This window comes from Tropicibacter naphthalenivorans, assembly GCF_900176475.1.
In the GTDB taxonomy this organism is placed as follows: domain Bacteria; phylum Pseudomonadota; class Alphaproteobacteria; order Rhodobacterales; family Rhodobacteraceae; genus Tropicibacter; species Tropicibacter naphthalenivorans.
Genome location: NZ_FWXX01000008.1, coordinates 124786 through 141121, shown reverse-complemented (window position 1 = coordinate 141121; position 16336 = coordinate 124786). Strand labels below are relative to the sequence as shown.

The window sequence follows — 16336 nt, the reverse complement described above, 5'->3', positions numbered from 1 at the left end:
CGCTTTGCTTATCCGACACGCTGCCCCGGCCACGGGGCGGCCAAGGCATAAGGAAACGACGCATGACATTCACCAAGGACACGCTGGCCGGACGGGTCGCGATCATCACCGGCGGCGGCGGCGGGATCGGCTTTGGGATCGCCAAGGCTTTTGCCGCGGCGGGGGCGAAACTGGTGCTCGCCAGCCGCAATACCGACCGCCTGAATGGCGCGGTCGCGGAAATCGAGGCCATGGGCGGGCAAGCCATCGCCGTTCAGGCGGATGTGCGCGATTATGACAGCGTGGAACGGGTGGTTAGGGCCGCCGTGGACACCTACGGGCAGTTTGACGTGATGATCGCCAACGCGGCGTGGAACTTTGTCGTGCCCGCCGCCGAGATGTCGCCCAACGCGTGGAAAACCGTGATCGACATTGACCTCAACGGCACCTTTTACTGCGCCCGCGCCGCCTATCCCGCGCTCAAGGCATCGGCCTTTGGCGGGCGGTTCATCGCCATCTCGACCACCCGCGCCCTAGAGGGCTGGCCGGGCTGTGCTCATGCAGGGGCGGCCAAGGCGGGGATCATGTCGCTGATCCGCACCCTGACCGGCGAATGGGGCGCGGACGGCATCCGCTGCAACACCATTGCGCCGGGGGCCATTGGCGACACCGAAGGCGTCAAGCGCATCTACGAAGACGCAGGCGGCAAAGCCACCGAACTCTCGTCCATTCCCTTGGGCGAATTTGGAAAGACCTCCGACATCGCCAACGCCGGCGTGTTTTTGTGCTCGGACGCGGACGCCTATGTGGCCGGGGCCGATCTGGTCGTCGACGGTGGCCGCAACCGGGGCCGCGCCAGCCCCATCGTTTCCGTTCCCGGCAAGTGAGGCCCGATATGACCGCCCCCCAGACCGCCCCGCAGATCAAGCACTACCCGCAGCTGGAAACCGAACGCCAAGGCAATGTGCTGATCGTGCGGCTTGATAACGAAGCCGCGCGCAATTCCTTGACCCGCGAGATCCGCTATTCCCTGCGCGAGGTCACCCGCGAAGTGCAGGACGACTATTCGATCCGCGCCATCTACCTGACCGGCAAGGGGCCGACCTTTTGCGCCGGGGGCGATCTGCGGATGCTGACCGAAAGCAAGGCCCCGATGGAGCGGCACCGCCGCTTTCGCCATGCCGCAAGCTTTATGCCGCAGCTGATGACGCTGGACCGCCCGGTGGTCTGCGGCGTGCGCGGCGTGGCGATTGGCGGCGGGATGGGGCTGGCGCTGATGGCCGATACCATCGTTGCAGGCAACAGTGCGCAGTTCATGGCCGGGTTCTTTCGCCTTGGGGTGGTGCCCGATTGCCTGACGCTGTTCACCCTGCCGCGGCTGATCGGCCTCGCCAAGGCGCGCGCGTTTTTCTACGCGAACACCACGTGGGACACGCAGGAGGCGCTGGCCAATGGCATCGTCTCGCAGGTGGTGGACGACGAGGACGTCGACGCGGTGGGCATCGCGCTGGCGCATAAATATGCCGAAGGCCCGGCGGAGGTCATGGGCCTAGCCAAGACGGTCATGCTCAAGTCGTTTGAAAGCAGCCTGACCGAGATGATGGACTACGAGGACTACGCGCAGGTGCTGGCGCAATCCGGCCCCGAGTTCGAAGAAGGCCTGTCCGCCTTGATCGACAAGCGCAAGCCCGACTACGGGGCAGCGGCGCGGCGCGCGGGCTTTTCCGACGGAATGCCCAAGGCCAAGGAGTAAGCGCCATGCGGATTGGCTATGTGGGCCTTGGGGTCATGGGCGGCGCGCTGGCGCGGCGGTTGCTGGTGTCCGGGCCGGTGACGGTGTTTGACCTGAACGCTCGGGCGGTGGCGGACCTGGTCGAGGCAGGCGCCACGGCGGCCCCCGACCTTGCGGCCATGGGCGCGGCCTGCGACGTGGTTTTCCTCTGCCTGCCGCGCTCGGAAAACGTGCGGGCGGCGCTGTTTGACCATGGCCTTGCCGATGCCTTGCGCCCCGGCGCGACCGTCATCGACCAGACCAGCGGCGACCCGACAGAGACCCGCGCCATGGCCGAGACCTTGAGCGCGCGCGGCATTCACATGATCGACGCGCCGGTGTCCGGCGGGGCCAAGGAGGCCGAGGCCGGGACCATCGCCATCATGATCGGCGGCGCGGCTGACCGTATCGCCGCCGTTCAGCCGATTTTCGACCGCATCAGCCCCAACAGCTACCTGTGTGGCGCGATCGGCGCGGGGCAGGTGATGAAGCTGATCAACAACACCATCAGCACCTGCAACCGCTTTGCCATGCTCGAAGGGGTCGCCTTGGGGATGCGCAATGGGCTGGACCTGGGGGTCATGTCCGATGTGCTGAACGCGGGCGGGGCGCGGTCCAAAGCCACCGAGGCGATGCTGCCCGCGCTGGCGGACGGCGTCCCCGACAGCTTTTTCTACCTGAATCTGATGCTCAAGGACGTGAACCTTGCAACGCAACTGGCGACGCAAAGCGGGGTGCCTTTGCAGTTCGGACAACTGGCGCGGGGGATGATGCAGGCGGCGTCCAACCGGCTGGGACCGCAGGCGAACCTCTTTGACATCGGCGATCACGTGGCGCCCGAGGCGGGCACCGCCTTTCCGGCCCGAAAATAGGCCCGGCCTATGGCGGCCATAGGTGATGCGCTTTTGGGTTGGCCAAGCGCGCGGCCCGCGCCATATCACCCTTGATGCCTCGCGCGGGCAGCTATGGACCCAAGCCTTGACCCAGACCACTTCGGCCTTTGAGCCGCTCAAGAACCGCAATTTCCTGACCTATTGGCTGGCGGGGCTGTCCGCCAACTTTGGCTGGCAGATCCAACTGGTGGGGGCGTCTTGGCTGATGATCTCGCTGGGCGGTACGCCCGAACAGGTCGCGCTGGTGCAGACCACGGTGGCCTTGCCGGTGATGCTGCTGTCGCTGCCCGGTGGCGCGCTGGCCGACAGGATTGGCCAGAAAAAGCTGGTGCTGGCGGCGCAATCGTTCCTGATGATCGTCTCGGTGGCGCTGGCCTATGCCGCCTACCAAGACGCGCTGACCCCGACCTTGTTGCTGACCTGCACGCTGCTGGTGGGGGCGGGGCGGGCGCTGTACTATCCCGGCTGGCAATCCATGGTGTTCGAGTTCTTTGGCCGCGACAAAGCGCCGGCGGCCTTTGCCATCAACACCGGCAACCTCAATATCGCGCGCAGCCTTGGCCCGGCGGCGCGCTGGTGGCCAGCTTTGGCGCGTTCATCGCCTTTCTCATCAGCGCGCTGAGCAACATCAGCGTTCTGTTTGTCGCCAGCCGCTGGCAGATCGCCCGCCCCGCCAGCGACCTGCCGCCCGAGCCTTTTGGCAGCGCGATCCTTGCGGGGCTGCGCTATATCGCGCTGTCGCCGGTGCTGCTCAAGGTGATCTTCCGCTCGTTCTGGTTCAACGTGGCGGCCATTTCGGTGATGGCGCTGCTGCCCCTGGTGGCGCGCGACGTGCTGCAAGGCGGCCCGCAGACCTTTGGTCTGCTGCTGGGCGCGTTTGGCGCGGGGGCTGTCGCGGCCGCCTTTACCGCGCAGAAAATCCGCGAAGCCCTGCCGCTGGAGGTCTATGTCGCGGGGGCTTTTGTCACTTATGCCGGGGCGACGGCGGTGCTGGGCCTGAGCACGGTTTTGCCGCTGTCGCTGCTGGCCTCGGCCCTTGCGGGGGTGTGCTGGATTCTGGTGCAGGTCACCTTTGGATCGACGAACCAAGTGTCCTCTCCGCGTTGGGTGATCAGCCGCAGCATCGGCATTTACCAGACCTTTGTCTTTGGCGGCAACGCGCTGGGATCGCTGCTGTGGGGCGTGATCGCGGGGGGGTGGGGGACGTCGACCTCTTTGTTCGTGGCGGGGGCGCTGATGGCGGCGGGGGCGGGGCTGGGCCTGATCCTGCGCATCGGAGAGCCGGACACCAGCGGGCTGGACCCGCTGTCGGAATGGGTCGCGCCCACCCCGCGCGTCGATATGGTCGACAAAAGCGGGCCGATCCTGACCACCATCACCTATCGCATCCCGCCGGAGAATGCCGCCGAGTTCCTGGATCTGATGGTGCAAAAGCGCCGTGACCGCATTCGGGACGGGGCGTCCCGGTGGACGCTCACCCGGGACATCGTCGACGAAGAGCTGTGGTTCGAACGCTTCAAGGTCGCCACATGGGCCGATGCGCAGCGTCTGCACCGTCGCCGCACCGTGGCGGGCGGTCTGGTGATCGAAGCGCTGCGCCGCCTGCACAAGGGCGACAGCCGCCCCGAGGTGCACTATGAGCTGGTCCGCCAGCCCGGCGCCCCGCGTGAGGGCAACGGGCGGGTGACCCATCTGGACCCCTAGGGCTTAGGGCGCGACGGCAATCGTCACGTCAATGTCGCCACTGGCTTTGAGCGCGGAAAAGTCGCCGTCAAACTGCCCCAGCCGCACCAGCCCGCGCGAGTCGGAAAAGGGCGCGATGAACAGCGCGAGGTTCTTCCACGGGGCGTATTGCGTGATGTCGCCCGCTTTTGGCGTATAGCTGGCGGGCATCCCGGTGCTGTCCAGCTTGCGCCCCAGATCGGCGACCTTTTCGATGCCGTGGTAGTCCGACAGGGTCAGCGTCAGGGGCAGCATCGCGGCAAAGTCGCGCCCTGCGGGGGTGTCATCCAGCGTGGCGGGCAGGACGGTATCGCCAAGGGTAAAGGTGATCTTCATGGTCTCTTCTTGGGCTTGGGCTTGGGCCGCGGCGGGCAACAGCGCGAGCGCGGCAAACATCAGGTGTTTCATCATAGGTTTCATCCGGGGCTTCCCCGCAGGTCAGACGTGCAAAAACGGGGGCGCGCTGGCCCCCGTCCTCATAGCGGTGTGCGCACCTTAGCCAAAGTCGTGTTTCGACAAGGGCAGGCTGCGGACGCGCCTTCCGGTCAGCTGCGCCACGGCGTTGACGATGGCGGGGCCAACGGTGGGCAGGCCCGGCTCACCGACGCCGCCCATTTCGGCACCGCTTTCGACGATCTCGACGTGGACGTCGGGCATCTGGTCGGGCCGCAGGATCGGATACATGTCAAAGTTCCGCGCCGTCGGCTCGCCGTTTTCATACACCAGCTCTTCGACCAGCGTCTGCGACACGCCAAGGGCGGTGGCGGACTGGACCTGCGCCTCGATCACCGCAGGGTTGACGATCTGGCCGGGGTCAATCGCCGTCCAGATATTGTGCACCTTGACCGTGCCAAGATCGAGCGAGACTTCGGCGATGGTCGCCGCCTCGGACCCAAAGGGCGAGGCCATGGCCACCCCGCGTGCGCGCTGCACACCGTCCACCGCGTAGGGGCCGGGTTGCCAACCCCCCGACAGATCGCCCACCCGTTGCAGCAGCGTGTGGTGGCGCGGGCTGTTTTCCAGCATTTTCAGGCGCATCTCGAACGGGTCCAGACCCGCCGCCTGCGCGATCTCGTCCAGAAAGCCTTCGTACATGAAGTCGTGCATGGAGTGCCCGACCGAGCGCCAATAGCCGATCACCGCCGGGTTTTGCAGGTACAGCTGGCCGATCTGCGTGTTGGCGATGGCGTAGGGCTTGCCGCTGATGCCTTCGGTGGCAGAGGGATCGCGGCCTGCGGGGGCGTTGTACCAGCGGCCCGTCGGCCCTTCGCCGACCACTTCGACGTTCAGCGCCGTGGGGCCATCGGGGCCAACCGCCGCGCGGAACCGTGCAAGGCCGAGTGGACGGGGGGCATCGCGCAAGAAGTCCTCTTCGCGCGACCAGATCAGCTTGACCGGGCGACCCGTGGCCTGCGCCAGCTTGATCGCCTGCGGAAAGGGGTTGGCGGTCTCGTACAAAAAGTGCCGCCCAAAGAACCCGCCAAGGATCTGCGAGTGCAGGCGCACTTGGCTGCCGTCGATCCCGGCGACCTCTGCGGCGCGGCCTACGAATTGCTCGGGCGCTTGGTTCGGGAGCCACAGGTCCAACGTGCCGTCGTCGTTCATGCGGGCGGTGGCCGAAGGGGGTTCAAGCTGGCCGTGGACGACGAAGGGCGCATCATAGGTGGCCTCGATCACCGTCTCGGCGCTGTCCAGCGCGCTGGCGGCATCGCCGTTGGATTCCACCGGCGTGACCTCTCCGCTGGCCTTTGCCAGCGTGTCGCGGAACCTGGCGGAGGAAAAATCGGCCGGCATGGGCCATTTCGCCTGTCCCTCGGTCCATGTGATGTCGGCGGCGGCGAGCGCCTTTTGCGCCTGCCAGAACTTGTTCGCGACCACCGCGACAGCGCCATCCAACATGTGCACCGAGTGCACGCCGCGCATGGCCTCGATCTCGGACAGGTTGGTCACCGCGTCGGGCGCGAGGCCAAGGCGCGGCGCATGGCGGATCGCCGCCAGCAGCATGTCGTCCACCGTCACGTCGATGGCGTAGCTGGCCTGACCCGTCGACTTGGCGCGCACGTCGATGCGCGGGGTCGGGGCCTTGATATAGCGAAAGGTTTCGGGGTCGCGCAGCGGCACATCGGTCGGTACGGGTAAGTCCATCGCCGCCGACGCCAGTTCGCCATAGCCAAGGCGCGTGCCATCGGGGGCCACAACCACGCCCGGCTCGGTGGTCAGATCAGCGGCAGGGATACCCAACTGCGCGCTTGCCGCCTCGATCAGCATGGCGCGAGCCGAGGCCCCCAGCCGCCGCATCAAGGTATAGGACGAACGGGTCGAGGCGCTGCCCCCGGTGATCCGAAAGCCGCCGTTGATGCCAAAGGGGCCACCCGGCGGGGCGATTTCCACCTCGAAGTGCTCGGGCGACAGGTCGAGTTCCTCACCCACGATCTGCGCCATGGCGGTGTAGACGCCCTGACCGCCTTCGATCCACGGGCTTTTCAGCAGGACGGTGCCATCGGCGCGCAGCTCCATAAAGGCTTGGACGGCGGGTGCGTCGCTGGCCTCTTGTCCGCGCGCGGGGCGCACAGGCAGCGAGGTCGCCAAGACAAGCGAGCCCGCCCCCGCAAGGAACCCCCGGCGCGAAACATTGGTAGGTGCGGCGTTCAAAATATCCATGATCCCCATTGATTACGCCTCCGACGCCTGGCGCACGGCGGCGCGGATCTTGTTATAGGTGCCGCAGCGGCACAGGTTGGTCATGGCGTATTCGATGTCCTCGTCAGAGGGCTGCGCCGTCTCGCTCAGCAGCGCGGTCGCCGCCAAGACCTGACCCGACTGGCAATAGCCGCACTGGGGCACCTGGTTTTCAACCCACGCCTCGACCACGCGCTTGCCAACGTCTGTCTCTTCGACCGTCTCAATGGTCTTGATGTCCTGCCCCGCCACGACCGACGCCGGTGTCACGCAAGACCGCGTCGCCACGCCATCGACCAGCACCGTGCAGGCGCCACATTGCGCGATCCCGCAGCCGTATTTCGTACCGGTCAGACCCAGCTCTTCGCGGATCACCCACAGCAGAGGGGTGTCTTCGTCCACATCGACGGTGTGTGTTTGTCCATTGACGGTCAGTTCCATTGGCATGTCCTGTCGTTGTTCGCGTTGCAGCCCGCTTTGGGCCGATCTGCCTTTTCAGTTGGGCCAACGCGTGGGCGGGACAATGGTTCGTACCTGATAGCTCAGATGAGGAGGTTTCATGAAAGCCCGCTCACAGCGCGGTGATTGATGAAATCCGTTCATCACTGTGCTGGACAGAAACTTCATTTACCTTTTGCAGCTTGACCCCATGTCTCTTGGCAACACCCGAACACAAAAGGATTTTGCCAGGAAAACCCAGATCGCTGCCTCTGCAATTGCCCTGATGGGCACCACCACCACCGCCACCGCCCAGGACCTGACCCAGACCCTCCCCCAAGAGGTCGGCACCGTGGCCCCGGCGCTGATGGCCTACATCACCGACGGGCTGTTCGGCACCGTCTGGAACGCCGAAACCCTGTCCATGCGCGACCGCGCGCTGGTGACCTTTGCGGCGATGGTGACGCGGGGCGAAGGCGCGCAGCTTGGCGAATTCACGGCCCTCGCGCTGGATGCTGGTGTCACCCCGGCCGAGTTGTCCGAGACGATCACCCATCTGGCTTTTTACACCGGTTGGGGCAATGCCACCGCCGCCGCACAGGCCATGGCCCCGGTCTATGCCGCGCGCGGGGCGTCCGCCGATGACCTGCCCGGCGCGTCCCCCGACCTGCTGCCCCTGAACCAAAAGGCAGAGGACGCCCGCCAAAACATGGTCCAGAACACCTATGGCGACGTCAGCCAAGGCGTGGTGGACTATACCCAAGAGATGCTCTTTCTTGACCTATGGCTGCGCCCCGATCTGGCCCCGCGCGACCGCAGCCTCGTGACGGTGGCGGGCCTGATCGCCGCGGGCCAGCCGGAACAGATGACCTTTCATCTCAACCGCGCCATGGATAATGGTCTGACCCAAACCGAAGCGGGCGGTATGCTGGCGCATCTGGCCTTTTACGCGGGCTGGCCGCGGGTCTTCTCGGCCATGCCGGTCGCCAAAGAGGTCTTTGCCAACCGCGCGCAGTAACCCCTGACGGGGCGCGCTGTCGCGGCGCGTCCCACCCCACGGTGACCAGAACAACAAAGGACAGACATGCAGATTGCCATTCTCGGATCGGGCCTGATGGGCGGCGCAATTGGCCGAGCTTGGGCGCAGGCAGGCCACAACATGACCTTTAGCTATGCGCGTAGCCAAGCCAAACTCGACCGCCTCGCACAGGAAACCGGCGGCAGCACTGCCCCGGTCGCAGAGGCCGTCGCCAATGCCGATGCGATCCTGCTGTCTGTCCACTGGTCGCGCATCGACGACGTGCTGACCCAGGCGGGCGATCTTGCGGGCAAAACCGTCCTCAATTGCTGCGTGCCGCTGGATGAGGCCAACGAAACCCTCGTGCTTGGCCCCACCACCTCGGGCGCCGAAGAGCTCGCGAAACTGCGCCCGCAGGCCCAGTGGGTCAGCTGTTTCAACACCAACCCCTCCGAAAGCTTCGCCCCCGTGCGCGCGCAAAAACCCAACCCCGCGCCGCAAACCCTGATGTACGGCAACAGCCCGCAAGCCAAAGCCACCGCCGCCACCCTGATCAAAGACGCCGGCTTCGCCCCCCTCGACGCAGGCGGCCTGACGACGGGCCGCTACGCCGAACCCTTTGCCATGTTCACCGCCGTCCTCGCCTACGGCCAGCCGGGCGGGCCGGCACTGACCTATCGTTTCTCGAAACTCTAGGCTTCTTCTCTTTCAAAATATCCCGGGGGGCTCCGCAGGAGCGGGGGCAGAGCCCCCTCCATCCTTATTTGCCCCACCTCCAGCGACAGGGCAGCGCGCCAGCACAATCATCGATACGGATCAATCGGCGTCACCTCCACCGTCGCCGCCCGCGCGCGCTCGGAGATCATCGGCTTGAGATACCGGCTGGAGGCGTATTTCTCGCGGTAAGCCTCGTCGATCGCGTCCAGAATCTCGCCCCCAACCGGCGCGAAATCCACCTTGAGGCTGCGCCCGGTCAGCACGATCCGCCCCGCGCCCTGGGCGACAGCGGCGCGATACCACGACGATCCGACCCCGCTATAGGCCCGCACGAACAACCGCCCCTGCACCACCACCGACCAGATAAAGGTCGGCGTGCCATAGGTGACGCCTTCGGCGCGAAACGGCGCCACGTGGAAATCATCCGCCGGGGCAAAGGCGGCCAGTTGGCTCTTGGTCCAGTGCATCTGTGACATGTCGTTTTGCCCCCTCCGTAGCGCCCCCGGCCCAAGCCTTTGGCGTCACAACAGATTACCTCATGCGCACACGGGGATAAGCGCGCATCGCACCAAACCGCTCATGAGCAAGGCTCATCAATTTCAGCACGGCGGCGATAAATGAACTGGCACGGCATTTGCGAAAAGCCACTGCAACCGGCCACACGCGCCGATCGCAGACCCGAAAGAAGACAGCCATGACCGTGCATCCCGCGCCCCTCCACAGCTCTATCCCGCCCCTCGACAAGGTCTTTCGCGCCCAAAGCGTCGCCATCGTGGGGGCGTCCCCGAAACCCGGCGCACGCAACCGCATCGTCAAGATCCTCATCAACCACGGCTATCGGGGCCGCATCTACCCGGTGTCCCCCAGCGCCGAGGAGGTCGAAGGCCACAAAGCCTACAAGACCCTCGCCGATCTGCCCGAAGTGCCGGACGTGGCGCTGATCATCACGCCTGCCGCCACCGTCCCCGGCCTGATCGCGGAATGCGGGGCCAAGGGCATCACCTGCGCCATCGTCTACTCTGCGGGCTTCGAGGAAATCGACAGCGGCAAAGAGCTCGCCCGCGATCTGCGCCGCGCCGCCGACACACACGGGGTGCATGTGCTGGGGCCGAACGGGCAGGGCGTCTGGTCGGTCAAGGCCAAGACCATGCTGACCCTTGGCGCTGCCGCCTCTGGCCTGAGCACCCTGCGCCACGCGCCCATTGCCATCGTCAGCCAGTCCGGCGCGCATCTGCAACGCACCGGCTTGGGCTGTTCCTACGTGGTCAGCGTCGGCAACGAGACCTGCATGGATGCGCTGGATGCGCTGGACGCGCTGTCTTGGGTGGTCGAACAGGACGACGTGCGGGTCGTGGGGCTATACCTCGAAGGGTTGGACAATGCCGCGCGGCTGTTGCCCATCGCCGCCCGCGCCCGCCAGCGCGGCATCCAGATCGTGGTGCTCAAGGCGGGCCGCTCTGCCTTTGGCCAAGAGGTGACAGCCTCGCACACCGGCAAGATCGCCTCGCCCCACGCCATTTATACGGACGTGCTGGAACAGGCGGGCGTCATCATGGTCGACAGCCTGGGCGAGGCTATGGCGGCGGTCGAAACCCTGTCCTTTATGCCGGGTCCGCGGGTCTCGGGCGATCCCTTGGGCGGCATCGCGGTGCTCAGTTCCTCTGGCGGGGCGGGGGCTTTGCTGGCCGATCACAGCGACGAGCGCGGCCTGCCCATGTGCACCTTTGGCGCGACCACCATGGCCCAGCTAGAGGACACGCTGCCCGAATTTGCCCGCAAGGCGAACCCCGTCGATCTGACCGGGCAAATCCGCCAGTACCCCAACCTGTTCCGCGACACGCTGGCCATTCTCGCCGCCGAGCCGCGCACCGAAGCCATCGTGATCCAGTTCGCCTCGTCGGGGATGAAAGACCTCACCGACAACGCCGACGCCTTTAAAAAGGCGGCCAAGGACAGCGGCCTGCCGATCATCATCACCTTTGCCATGGAAAAGGTCGCGCCCGAGATCCGGGCCGAGTTCCACGAGGCGGGCATCCTGATTTCCGACGATCCGTCCCACACCATGCGGGCGCTGCGCTGGCTTTATGACCGTCGCCGCTTTGCCGGGATAGAGGTGGCCGCCGCGCCCACAGGCACGCCGCTGGCGGTGCCGCAAAGCTGGGACCAGATGATGGACTATTTGACCGAAGCCGGGGTGCCTGCCGCCAACTGGACGCTGGTCCAGCCGGGCCAAACGGCGGCAGAGGCCTGCGCGGGGCTGACCTTTCCCGTGGTGGTCAAGGTCTTGCCCGACGCCGCCGAACACAAGACAGAGCTGGGCCTGGTCAAGCTGCGGGTGCAGACGCCAGAGGAGGTCGACGCCCACGCCGCCGAGTTTCGCCGTATCTTGAACAATCCGGGCCTGCCGGTGCTGGTCCAAGAGATGGTCACCGATGGCGTCGAGGTTGTCCTGGCCTGTCTGGGCAACACCGATTTCGGCCCGCTGCTGTCCATCGGTTCGGGCGGGGTGGCGGTCGAGCTGTACCGCGACATCACCTATCTGGCGCTGCCCGCCACCCGCGCCGATGTGGAGCGCGCCCTGCGGCGGCTCAAGCTGTGGACGGTGCTGGAGGGCTTTCGCGGCACGCCGCCTGCGGACAGTGAGGCGCTGATCGACGCGGCCTTGCGCTTTGGCGATACCATCCTGCGCACCCCCGATTTGGCCGAGGCGGAAATCAACCCGGTTCTGGTGCGCCCAAAGGGGCAGGGCCTTGTGGCCGTTGACTTTTTTGGGCACGTCCAAGGGCTGAGCCCCGCCTATGATGGGCACAGGCGTGCGTGCTCTGGTCTGTGCCGCGGGGCTGGCCTATTGGGGGCGTAACCTCCGAGGACGCATGACTGCATTCGCCAAACTCCCCGACCGCAAGACCCAAACCGGCTATGCCATGGCCCTGCTGCTGGGGATCATCGGCGGCGCGCTGGCCGATTGGCTGAACGCGCCTCTGCCGTGGTTCGTGGGGCCGATGGTGGTGAACACTTTTGCGGCGCTGATGGGGGCGCCGGTCATCGGGCCGAACTTTCTGCGGCCCATCGCCTTGCCCGCCTTGGGGGTGGTGCTGGGCGCGGCCTTTCTGCCCGAGATTTTCGCCAACCTGCGGCAATGGGCTCTGCCCCTGGGGCTGATCCCGGTGTTCATCCTGATCTCGACCTTTGTGAACTACGTGTTTTTCCGCCGGATCGCGCGCGAAGATGCGATCACCGCCTATCTGTCCAGCGTCCCCGGCGGGCTGACCGACATGATTCTGCTGGGCGAAGCCTATGGCGGCAACACGCGGCAGATCGCCTTGGCCCATTCCATGCGGGTCATGGTGTCGGTGCTGGCGATTGCCTTTGTGGTGGTCTGGCACAGCGGATCGGTGGGGCAGGGCGCGCCCCGCCCGGTGACGCATCTGGGCGATGTTGGCCTGCGCGACGGGGCGGTGTTGCTGGCCTGCGCGGTGCTTGGGCCGTGGGTGGCCAAGGCCTTGCGCATCCCGGCGGGCTTGATGCTGGGCGCGCTGCTGCTGTCGGCTGTGGCGCATCTGACGGGGGTCACCCGCGCGCCGGTGCCCACGGTGGTGTCGCTGGGCGCGCAGCTGGTCTTGGGCACGTCGGTTGGGGCGCGCTTTGCCGGGGTGACCTTTGGCAGCGCCGCGCGCAGCATGGGCTTTGGCTTGGCCTCGTCGCTGGTGTCGCTGGTGGTGTCGGCGGCCATGGCGCTGGTGCCGGTCTGGCTGGTGGGCCTCGACTATTTCGAAGCGCTGCTGGGCTACGCCCCTGGCGGCATGATGGAGATGAGCCTGCTGGCGCTGGCGATCAACCAAAGCGTCGCCTATGTGACCGTCGCCCATATCATCCGCTATGTGCTGGTGATGCTGACGGCGATTGGCGCGTTTCACGTCATCCGCCGTTGGGCTTAGACTGGGCCTAGGTCACGCGGGCTCTGGTGCCTTGAGGCGCAGCGAAACGCCCCCCGCCGTCTCGTAGACGCGGGCCAGCTGGTCCTGCGCGGCATCCGCCCCAAGCGTCTTTTGCGCGGTCTCAAACAGCGCCCGCACCGCGCCAGTGATCATGAGCGGCACGCCGGTGGCGACGGACATGTCCTCGACCGCGCGCAGGGCGGTGATGGCGTCGGTCAGGGTGCGCGGGCAGGGCGCGCCGCCCACCTCCGCCAAAACCGCCTCGCTCTCGCGAGACCACGCCGAGCCGTTGTTGAGGATGTCGCCAAAGGCGCGCAGATCCATCCCCAGCGCGCGCGCGACAGACAGCGTTTCCAGAAACGCCGCGCGGTTGCAGGCGGCCAGCGTGGTGGCGATGGTCTGGCTCAGTCGGGCAAAGTCGGCCTCTGGCAGGCCTGCGCCCGCGCCCGCGTCAAACCGCACCCCGCAGACCTGCTGCATATAGCTGTTCACCTCGTCCAGACCCGCCTGCGCCCCGGTGATGTGGATGTTCTGCTGCACCGCCGCCCGGCCCAAAGCCGACAGGGGCATCGGCACGTTGCAGGCCGTCCCCAGCGCCAGCGCTTGATTGTTGTCCTTGAGCATCAGGGCCAGCCGGAAATCCCCCACCGACCGCCCCGCCACCAAGGCGGGCAAGACCGTGCGGGTGGTGAAATTCGCCCCCTCGCTGGCGATCAGCGCCTCGGTCAGGGCGGGCAGCGCCGCACCCTGTTTCACCGCCAGCGCCGTCAGCTCCAGCGTGGCCACCCGCATCACCATGTTCATCATGTTGTTCAGGGTCTTGACCGCCTGGGCATCGCCCACCGCCTCGGAGGCGTGGTAAATCTTGGCGGTCATGCAGCGGAACGCGGGCTGCACGATGTCCAGCGCCTCTGTGGGCCCGGAGACCATGATCGTGATCGTCCCCGCCTGCGCCGAAGGCACGCCCCCCGCCACCGGCGCGTCCAGCATGGCGATACCGCGCTCGGCCAGACGCTTGGCAAAGGCGCGGGTGTCCGTGGCCATGCCGCTGGTCTGATCAACGACGATGGTGCCGGGGGTCAAGGCCTCGGCCAGGCCATCGTTGCCAAACAACGCCTCGGCGACGTTGGCGCTGCGCGGCAGGCACAGGAACACCACGTCGCAGGCGCGCGCCAGATCGGTCAGAGACGTCGCCGCCCGCGCCCCCAGCGCCACGCAGGCCGCGACCGCGTCGGGGCTCAGGTCAAACACCGTCACCTCGTGATGCGGGATCATCCACCGCACCAACGACCCACCCATCGCGCCCAAACCCACGTAACCGATCTTCATCCCGTTGCCCCTTTGCGTCGCACCTGGACACAGCCGCGCAATCGCCATGCCAAGCGGGCGCGCACCTCTGGCACGCCATTTGCGGGGATCGGGGTGTGTTGCCGCCTTGGCCACCCTGCCGAGGCGCGCAGCCGCAACAGGGAGGAAAGACAATGACCACATTTACCAAACGCGCGGCGACCACCGCTTTGGCGCTGCTGCTGGCGAGCGGTGCCAGCGCCGAGACCTACCGCTTTTCCAGCTGGAACGCCCCGACAGAGCCGACGACACGCGCCAACGACCAATTCGTCAAGGATTTGGCCGAGGCGACCGGCGGCGCGCTAAGCTTTGAGCATTTCACCGGTGGGGCGATTATGCCGCCGAAATCGCACCTGCAAGGGATCGGTGACGGCATTGCGCAGATCGGCCAGACCACGGTGGGCTACACGCCGTCGGACCTGCCGATCAACGCGTCCATCGCGGGCTATGGCTTTATCGAGCCGGACCCGATTGCCATCGGCGCGGCCTATGCCGACTGGACGATGCGCGACCCCGCGGCGCAGGCCGAATGGGCGGGGCATAACGTCTTGCCGCTGGCGGGCTTTTCCACGCCGGAATACTCGCTGATGTGCAACACCGACGCGCCGATCACCGAGGCGACGCAGATGCAGGGGCTCAAGGTGCGGGCCTATGGGTTGATCGGGGCTTTGGTAACGGAACTGGGCGGCGTGCCGGTGGGGATGCCCGCCTCTGAGGCGTATCAGGCGTTGCAGACGGGCGCGTTGGACTGTGCCTCTTTGTGGGCCAACTGGCTGCGCGATGGCAACCTGCAAGAGGTGACGAATTACACCACGCTGACCCGCTGGACGCCGGCGTTCAACTCGCCGCAGATGACGCTGAACCGCGGTTGGTGGCAGGGTCTGACCAATGAGCAGCGTCAGACCATCATGGAACTCGCCGCCCGCACGCAGGCCCGTGCGCATATCCTGTACGCCGAAGCGGCCAACAGCGCGCTGGATGACGCCAAGGCCAGCGGTCAAACCACCGAGGCAGAGCCCGCCGCCAGCCTGACCACCGCCGTGCAGGCGTGGATCGACAACGGCGTCGGCGCCATGGCCGGGATCGCCCGCAACACCTACAAGATCGACGACCCCGAGGCGGTGTTTGCCAGCTTTGAGCCCTATGTGGCGAAATGGGGCGCCTTGGTGCGTGCGATGCCCGACCGCAACGACGAAGACGCGCTGACCCAGCTGTTGATGGACAACATGTTCAACGACCTCGACCCGGCGGTCTATGGCATGAACTGATGCGCTTTAGGGCCGGGCGCCACGGTGCGCCCGGTTTGCGGCGCGGCTTAGGCGGCCTCTTCGGCGTGCAGGCTTTGTGCCCAAGTGGTCAAAGCGCCCAGCTCGGCGGGCAGAGCGGTTTCCAGCCCCCCGGAAAAGACTTGAAAGACCGGCAGGTTACCGGGGTTCACCGCGACCAGCACCGGGATGTCCAGCGCCAAGGCTTCGCCGATGGTTTCGCGAAACCCGCGCCCTTCGGCCTCGTGCTTGCCGAACTTGTTGACGATCAGCAGATCGGCCCCGTTGGCCACCGCCTCGGAGGTCAGGCCAACGGCCTGTTCCAACGCTGCGGGGTCCAGACGGCAGCCGCGCGACGCCCCGCCCAGATCCTGCGAGATGCGGATCATCGGCCCGTCCGGCAACACCCGCACATCCATGTCGCACAGGTCCTGCGCAGCCTTTTCGGTGTTGATCTGCACCGTGCCCGCCAGACGCATCCCCTTGGCGGTCAGCGCCTTGGCCAGATCGTCGAACAGGGTATTGGTGCCAGAATCTTTGCCGGCCAGAACATAGGCGAGGGTCATGGG

14 protein-coding genes and 1 pseudogene are annotated in these 16336 nt (G+C 66.3%); 9 read left to right on the top strand and 6 right to left on the bottom strand.

Annotated elements, in window-relative coordinates; genetic code table 11:
- Window positions 1–62 precede the first annotated feature (62 nt).
- From B9A11_RS16140 to B9A11_RS16120, 4 genes and pseudogenes are all read left to right on the top strand, one after another.
- Window positions 63–866: an SDR family oxidoreductase gene (locus B9A11_RS16140; RefSeq protein ID WP_058248838.1), complete on the top strand. Its 804-nt coding sequence runs from the start codon at window positions 63–65 to the stop codon at window positions 864–866.
- 8 nt (window positions 867–874) lie between these two features.
- Window positions 875–1732, top strand: a complete 858-nt coding sequence (locus tag B9A11_RS16135; protein ID WP_058248837.1) for an enoyl-CoA hydratase/isomerase family protein — start codon at window positions 875–877, stop codon at window positions 1730–1732.
- Between the two features lie 5 nt (window positions 1733–1737).
- Window positions 1738–2622, top strand: coding sequence for an NAD(P)-dependent oxidoreductase (locus tag B9A11_RS16130; protein ID WP_058248836.1), 885 nt, complete (start codon window positions 1738–1740; stop codon window positions 2620–2622).
- A 25-nt stretch (window positions 2623–2647) separates the two neighbouring features.
- Window positions 2648–4347: pseudogene (locus B9A11_RS16120) on the top strand (MFS transporter).
- 3 nt (window positions 4348–4350) lie between these two features.
- On the opposite strand, the gene B9A11_RS16115 reads toward B9A11_RS16120, so the two are convergent.
- The 3 genes from B9A11_RS16115 to B9A11_RS16105 all read right to left on the bottom strand — a co-directional run bounded on the left by B9A11_RS16115 (window position 4351) and on the right by B9A11_RS16105 (window position 7485).
- Window positions 4351–4773 carry a cyclophilin-like fold protein gene (locus tag B9A11_RS16115; RefSeq protein ID WP_234988875.1) on the bottom strand — a complete coding sequence of 141 codons (423 nt, stop codon included), beginning with the start codon at window positions 4771–4773 and terminating at the stop codon, window positions 4351–4353.
- An 87-nt stretch (window positions 4774–4860) separates the two neighbouring features.
- Window positions 4861–7026, bottom strand: coding sequence for a xanthine dehydrogenase family protein molybdopterin-binding subunit (locus B9A11_RS16110; protein WP_234988874.1), 2166 nt, complete (start codon window positions 7024–7026; stop codon window positions 4861–4863).
- A 12-nt stretch (window positions 7027–7038) separates the two neighbouring features.
- Entirely contained in the window at window positions 7039–7485 is a 447-nt protein-coding gene (locus tag B9A11_RS16105) for a (2Fe-2S)-binding protein (RefSeq protein WP_058248832.1), read from the bottom strand.
- Between the two features lie 208 nt (window positions 7486–7693).
- Here B9A11_RS16105 and B9A11_RS16100 point away from each other — a divergent pair, with 208 nt between their 5' ends.
- Both B9A11_RS16100 and B9A11_RS16095 read left to right on the top strand, forming a co-directional pair.
- Entirely contained in the window at window positions 7694–8500 is an 807-nt protein-coding gene (locus tag B9A11_RS16100; RefSeq protein WP_058248871.1) for a carboxymuconolactone decarboxylase family protein, read from the top strand.
- A 66-nt stretch (window positions 8501–8566) separates the two neighbouring features.
- On the top strand, window positions 8567–9196 hold the full coding sequence (locus B9A11_RS16095; RefSeq protein ID WP_058248831.1) for an NADPH-dependent F420 reductase: 630 nt from the start codon (window positions 8567–8569) through the stop codon (window positions 9194–9196).
- Between the two features lie 107 nt (window positions 9197–9303).
- Here the strand turns inward: B9A11_RS16095 and B9A11_RS16090 are convergent, their stop codons facing one another.
- Window positions 9304–9693 (bottom strand): DUF2255 family protein, encoded by a 390-nt coding sequence (locus tag B9A11_RS16090; RefSeq protein ID WP_234988873.1) that lies wholly within the window; start codon window positions 9691–9693, stop codon window positions 9304–9306.
- A gap of 218 nt (window positions 9694–9911) precedes the next feature.
- Here B9A11_RS16090 and B9A11_RS16085 point away from each other — a divergent pair, with 218 nt between their 5' ends.
- A complete protein-coding gene (locus B9A11_RS16085) occupies window positions 9912–12077 on the top strand; it encodes an acetate--CoA ligase family protein (RefSeq protein WP_058248829.1) in 2166 nt (721 codons plus the stop codon).
- A 13-nt stretch (window positions 12078–12090) separates the two neighbouring features.
- Window positions 12091–13155: an AbrB family transcriptional regulator gene (locus B9A11_RS16080; protein WP_058248828.1), complete on the top strand. Its 1065-nt coding sequence runs from the start codon at window positions 12091–12093 to the stop codon at window positions 13153–13155.
- A 12-nt stretch (window positions 13156–13167) separates the two neighbouring features.
- Here B9A11_RS16080 and B9A11_RS16075 read toward each other — a convergent pair whose 3' ends face one another.
- Window positions 13168–14484: an NAD(P)-binding domain-containing protein gene (locus B9A11_RS16075; protein WP_058248827.1), complete on the bottom strand. Its 1317-nt coding sequence runs from the start codon at window positions 14482–14484 to the stop codon at window positions 13168–13170.
- Window positions 14485–14636: 152 nt separating this feature from the next.
- Between B9A11_RS16075 and B9A11_RS16070 the strand changes: the two genes are divergently transcribed.
- Window positions 14637–15770: a type 2 periplasmic-binding domain-containing protein gene (locus B9A11_RS16070; RefSeq protein ID WP_058248826.1), complete on the top strand. Its 1134-nt coding sequence runs from the start codon at window positions 14637–14639 to the stop codon at window positions 15768–15770.
- Between the two features lie 47 nt (window positions 15771–15817).
- Here B9A11_RS16070 and B9A11_RS16065 read toward each other — a convergent pair whose 3' ends face one another.
- Window positions 15818–16333, bottom strand: a complete 516-nt coding sequence (locus B9A11_RS16065) for a DUF2478 domain-containing protein (RefSeq protein ID WP_058248825.1) — start codon at window positions 16331–16333, stop codon at window positions 15818–15820.
- Window positions 16334–16336: the final 3 nt, after the last annotated feature.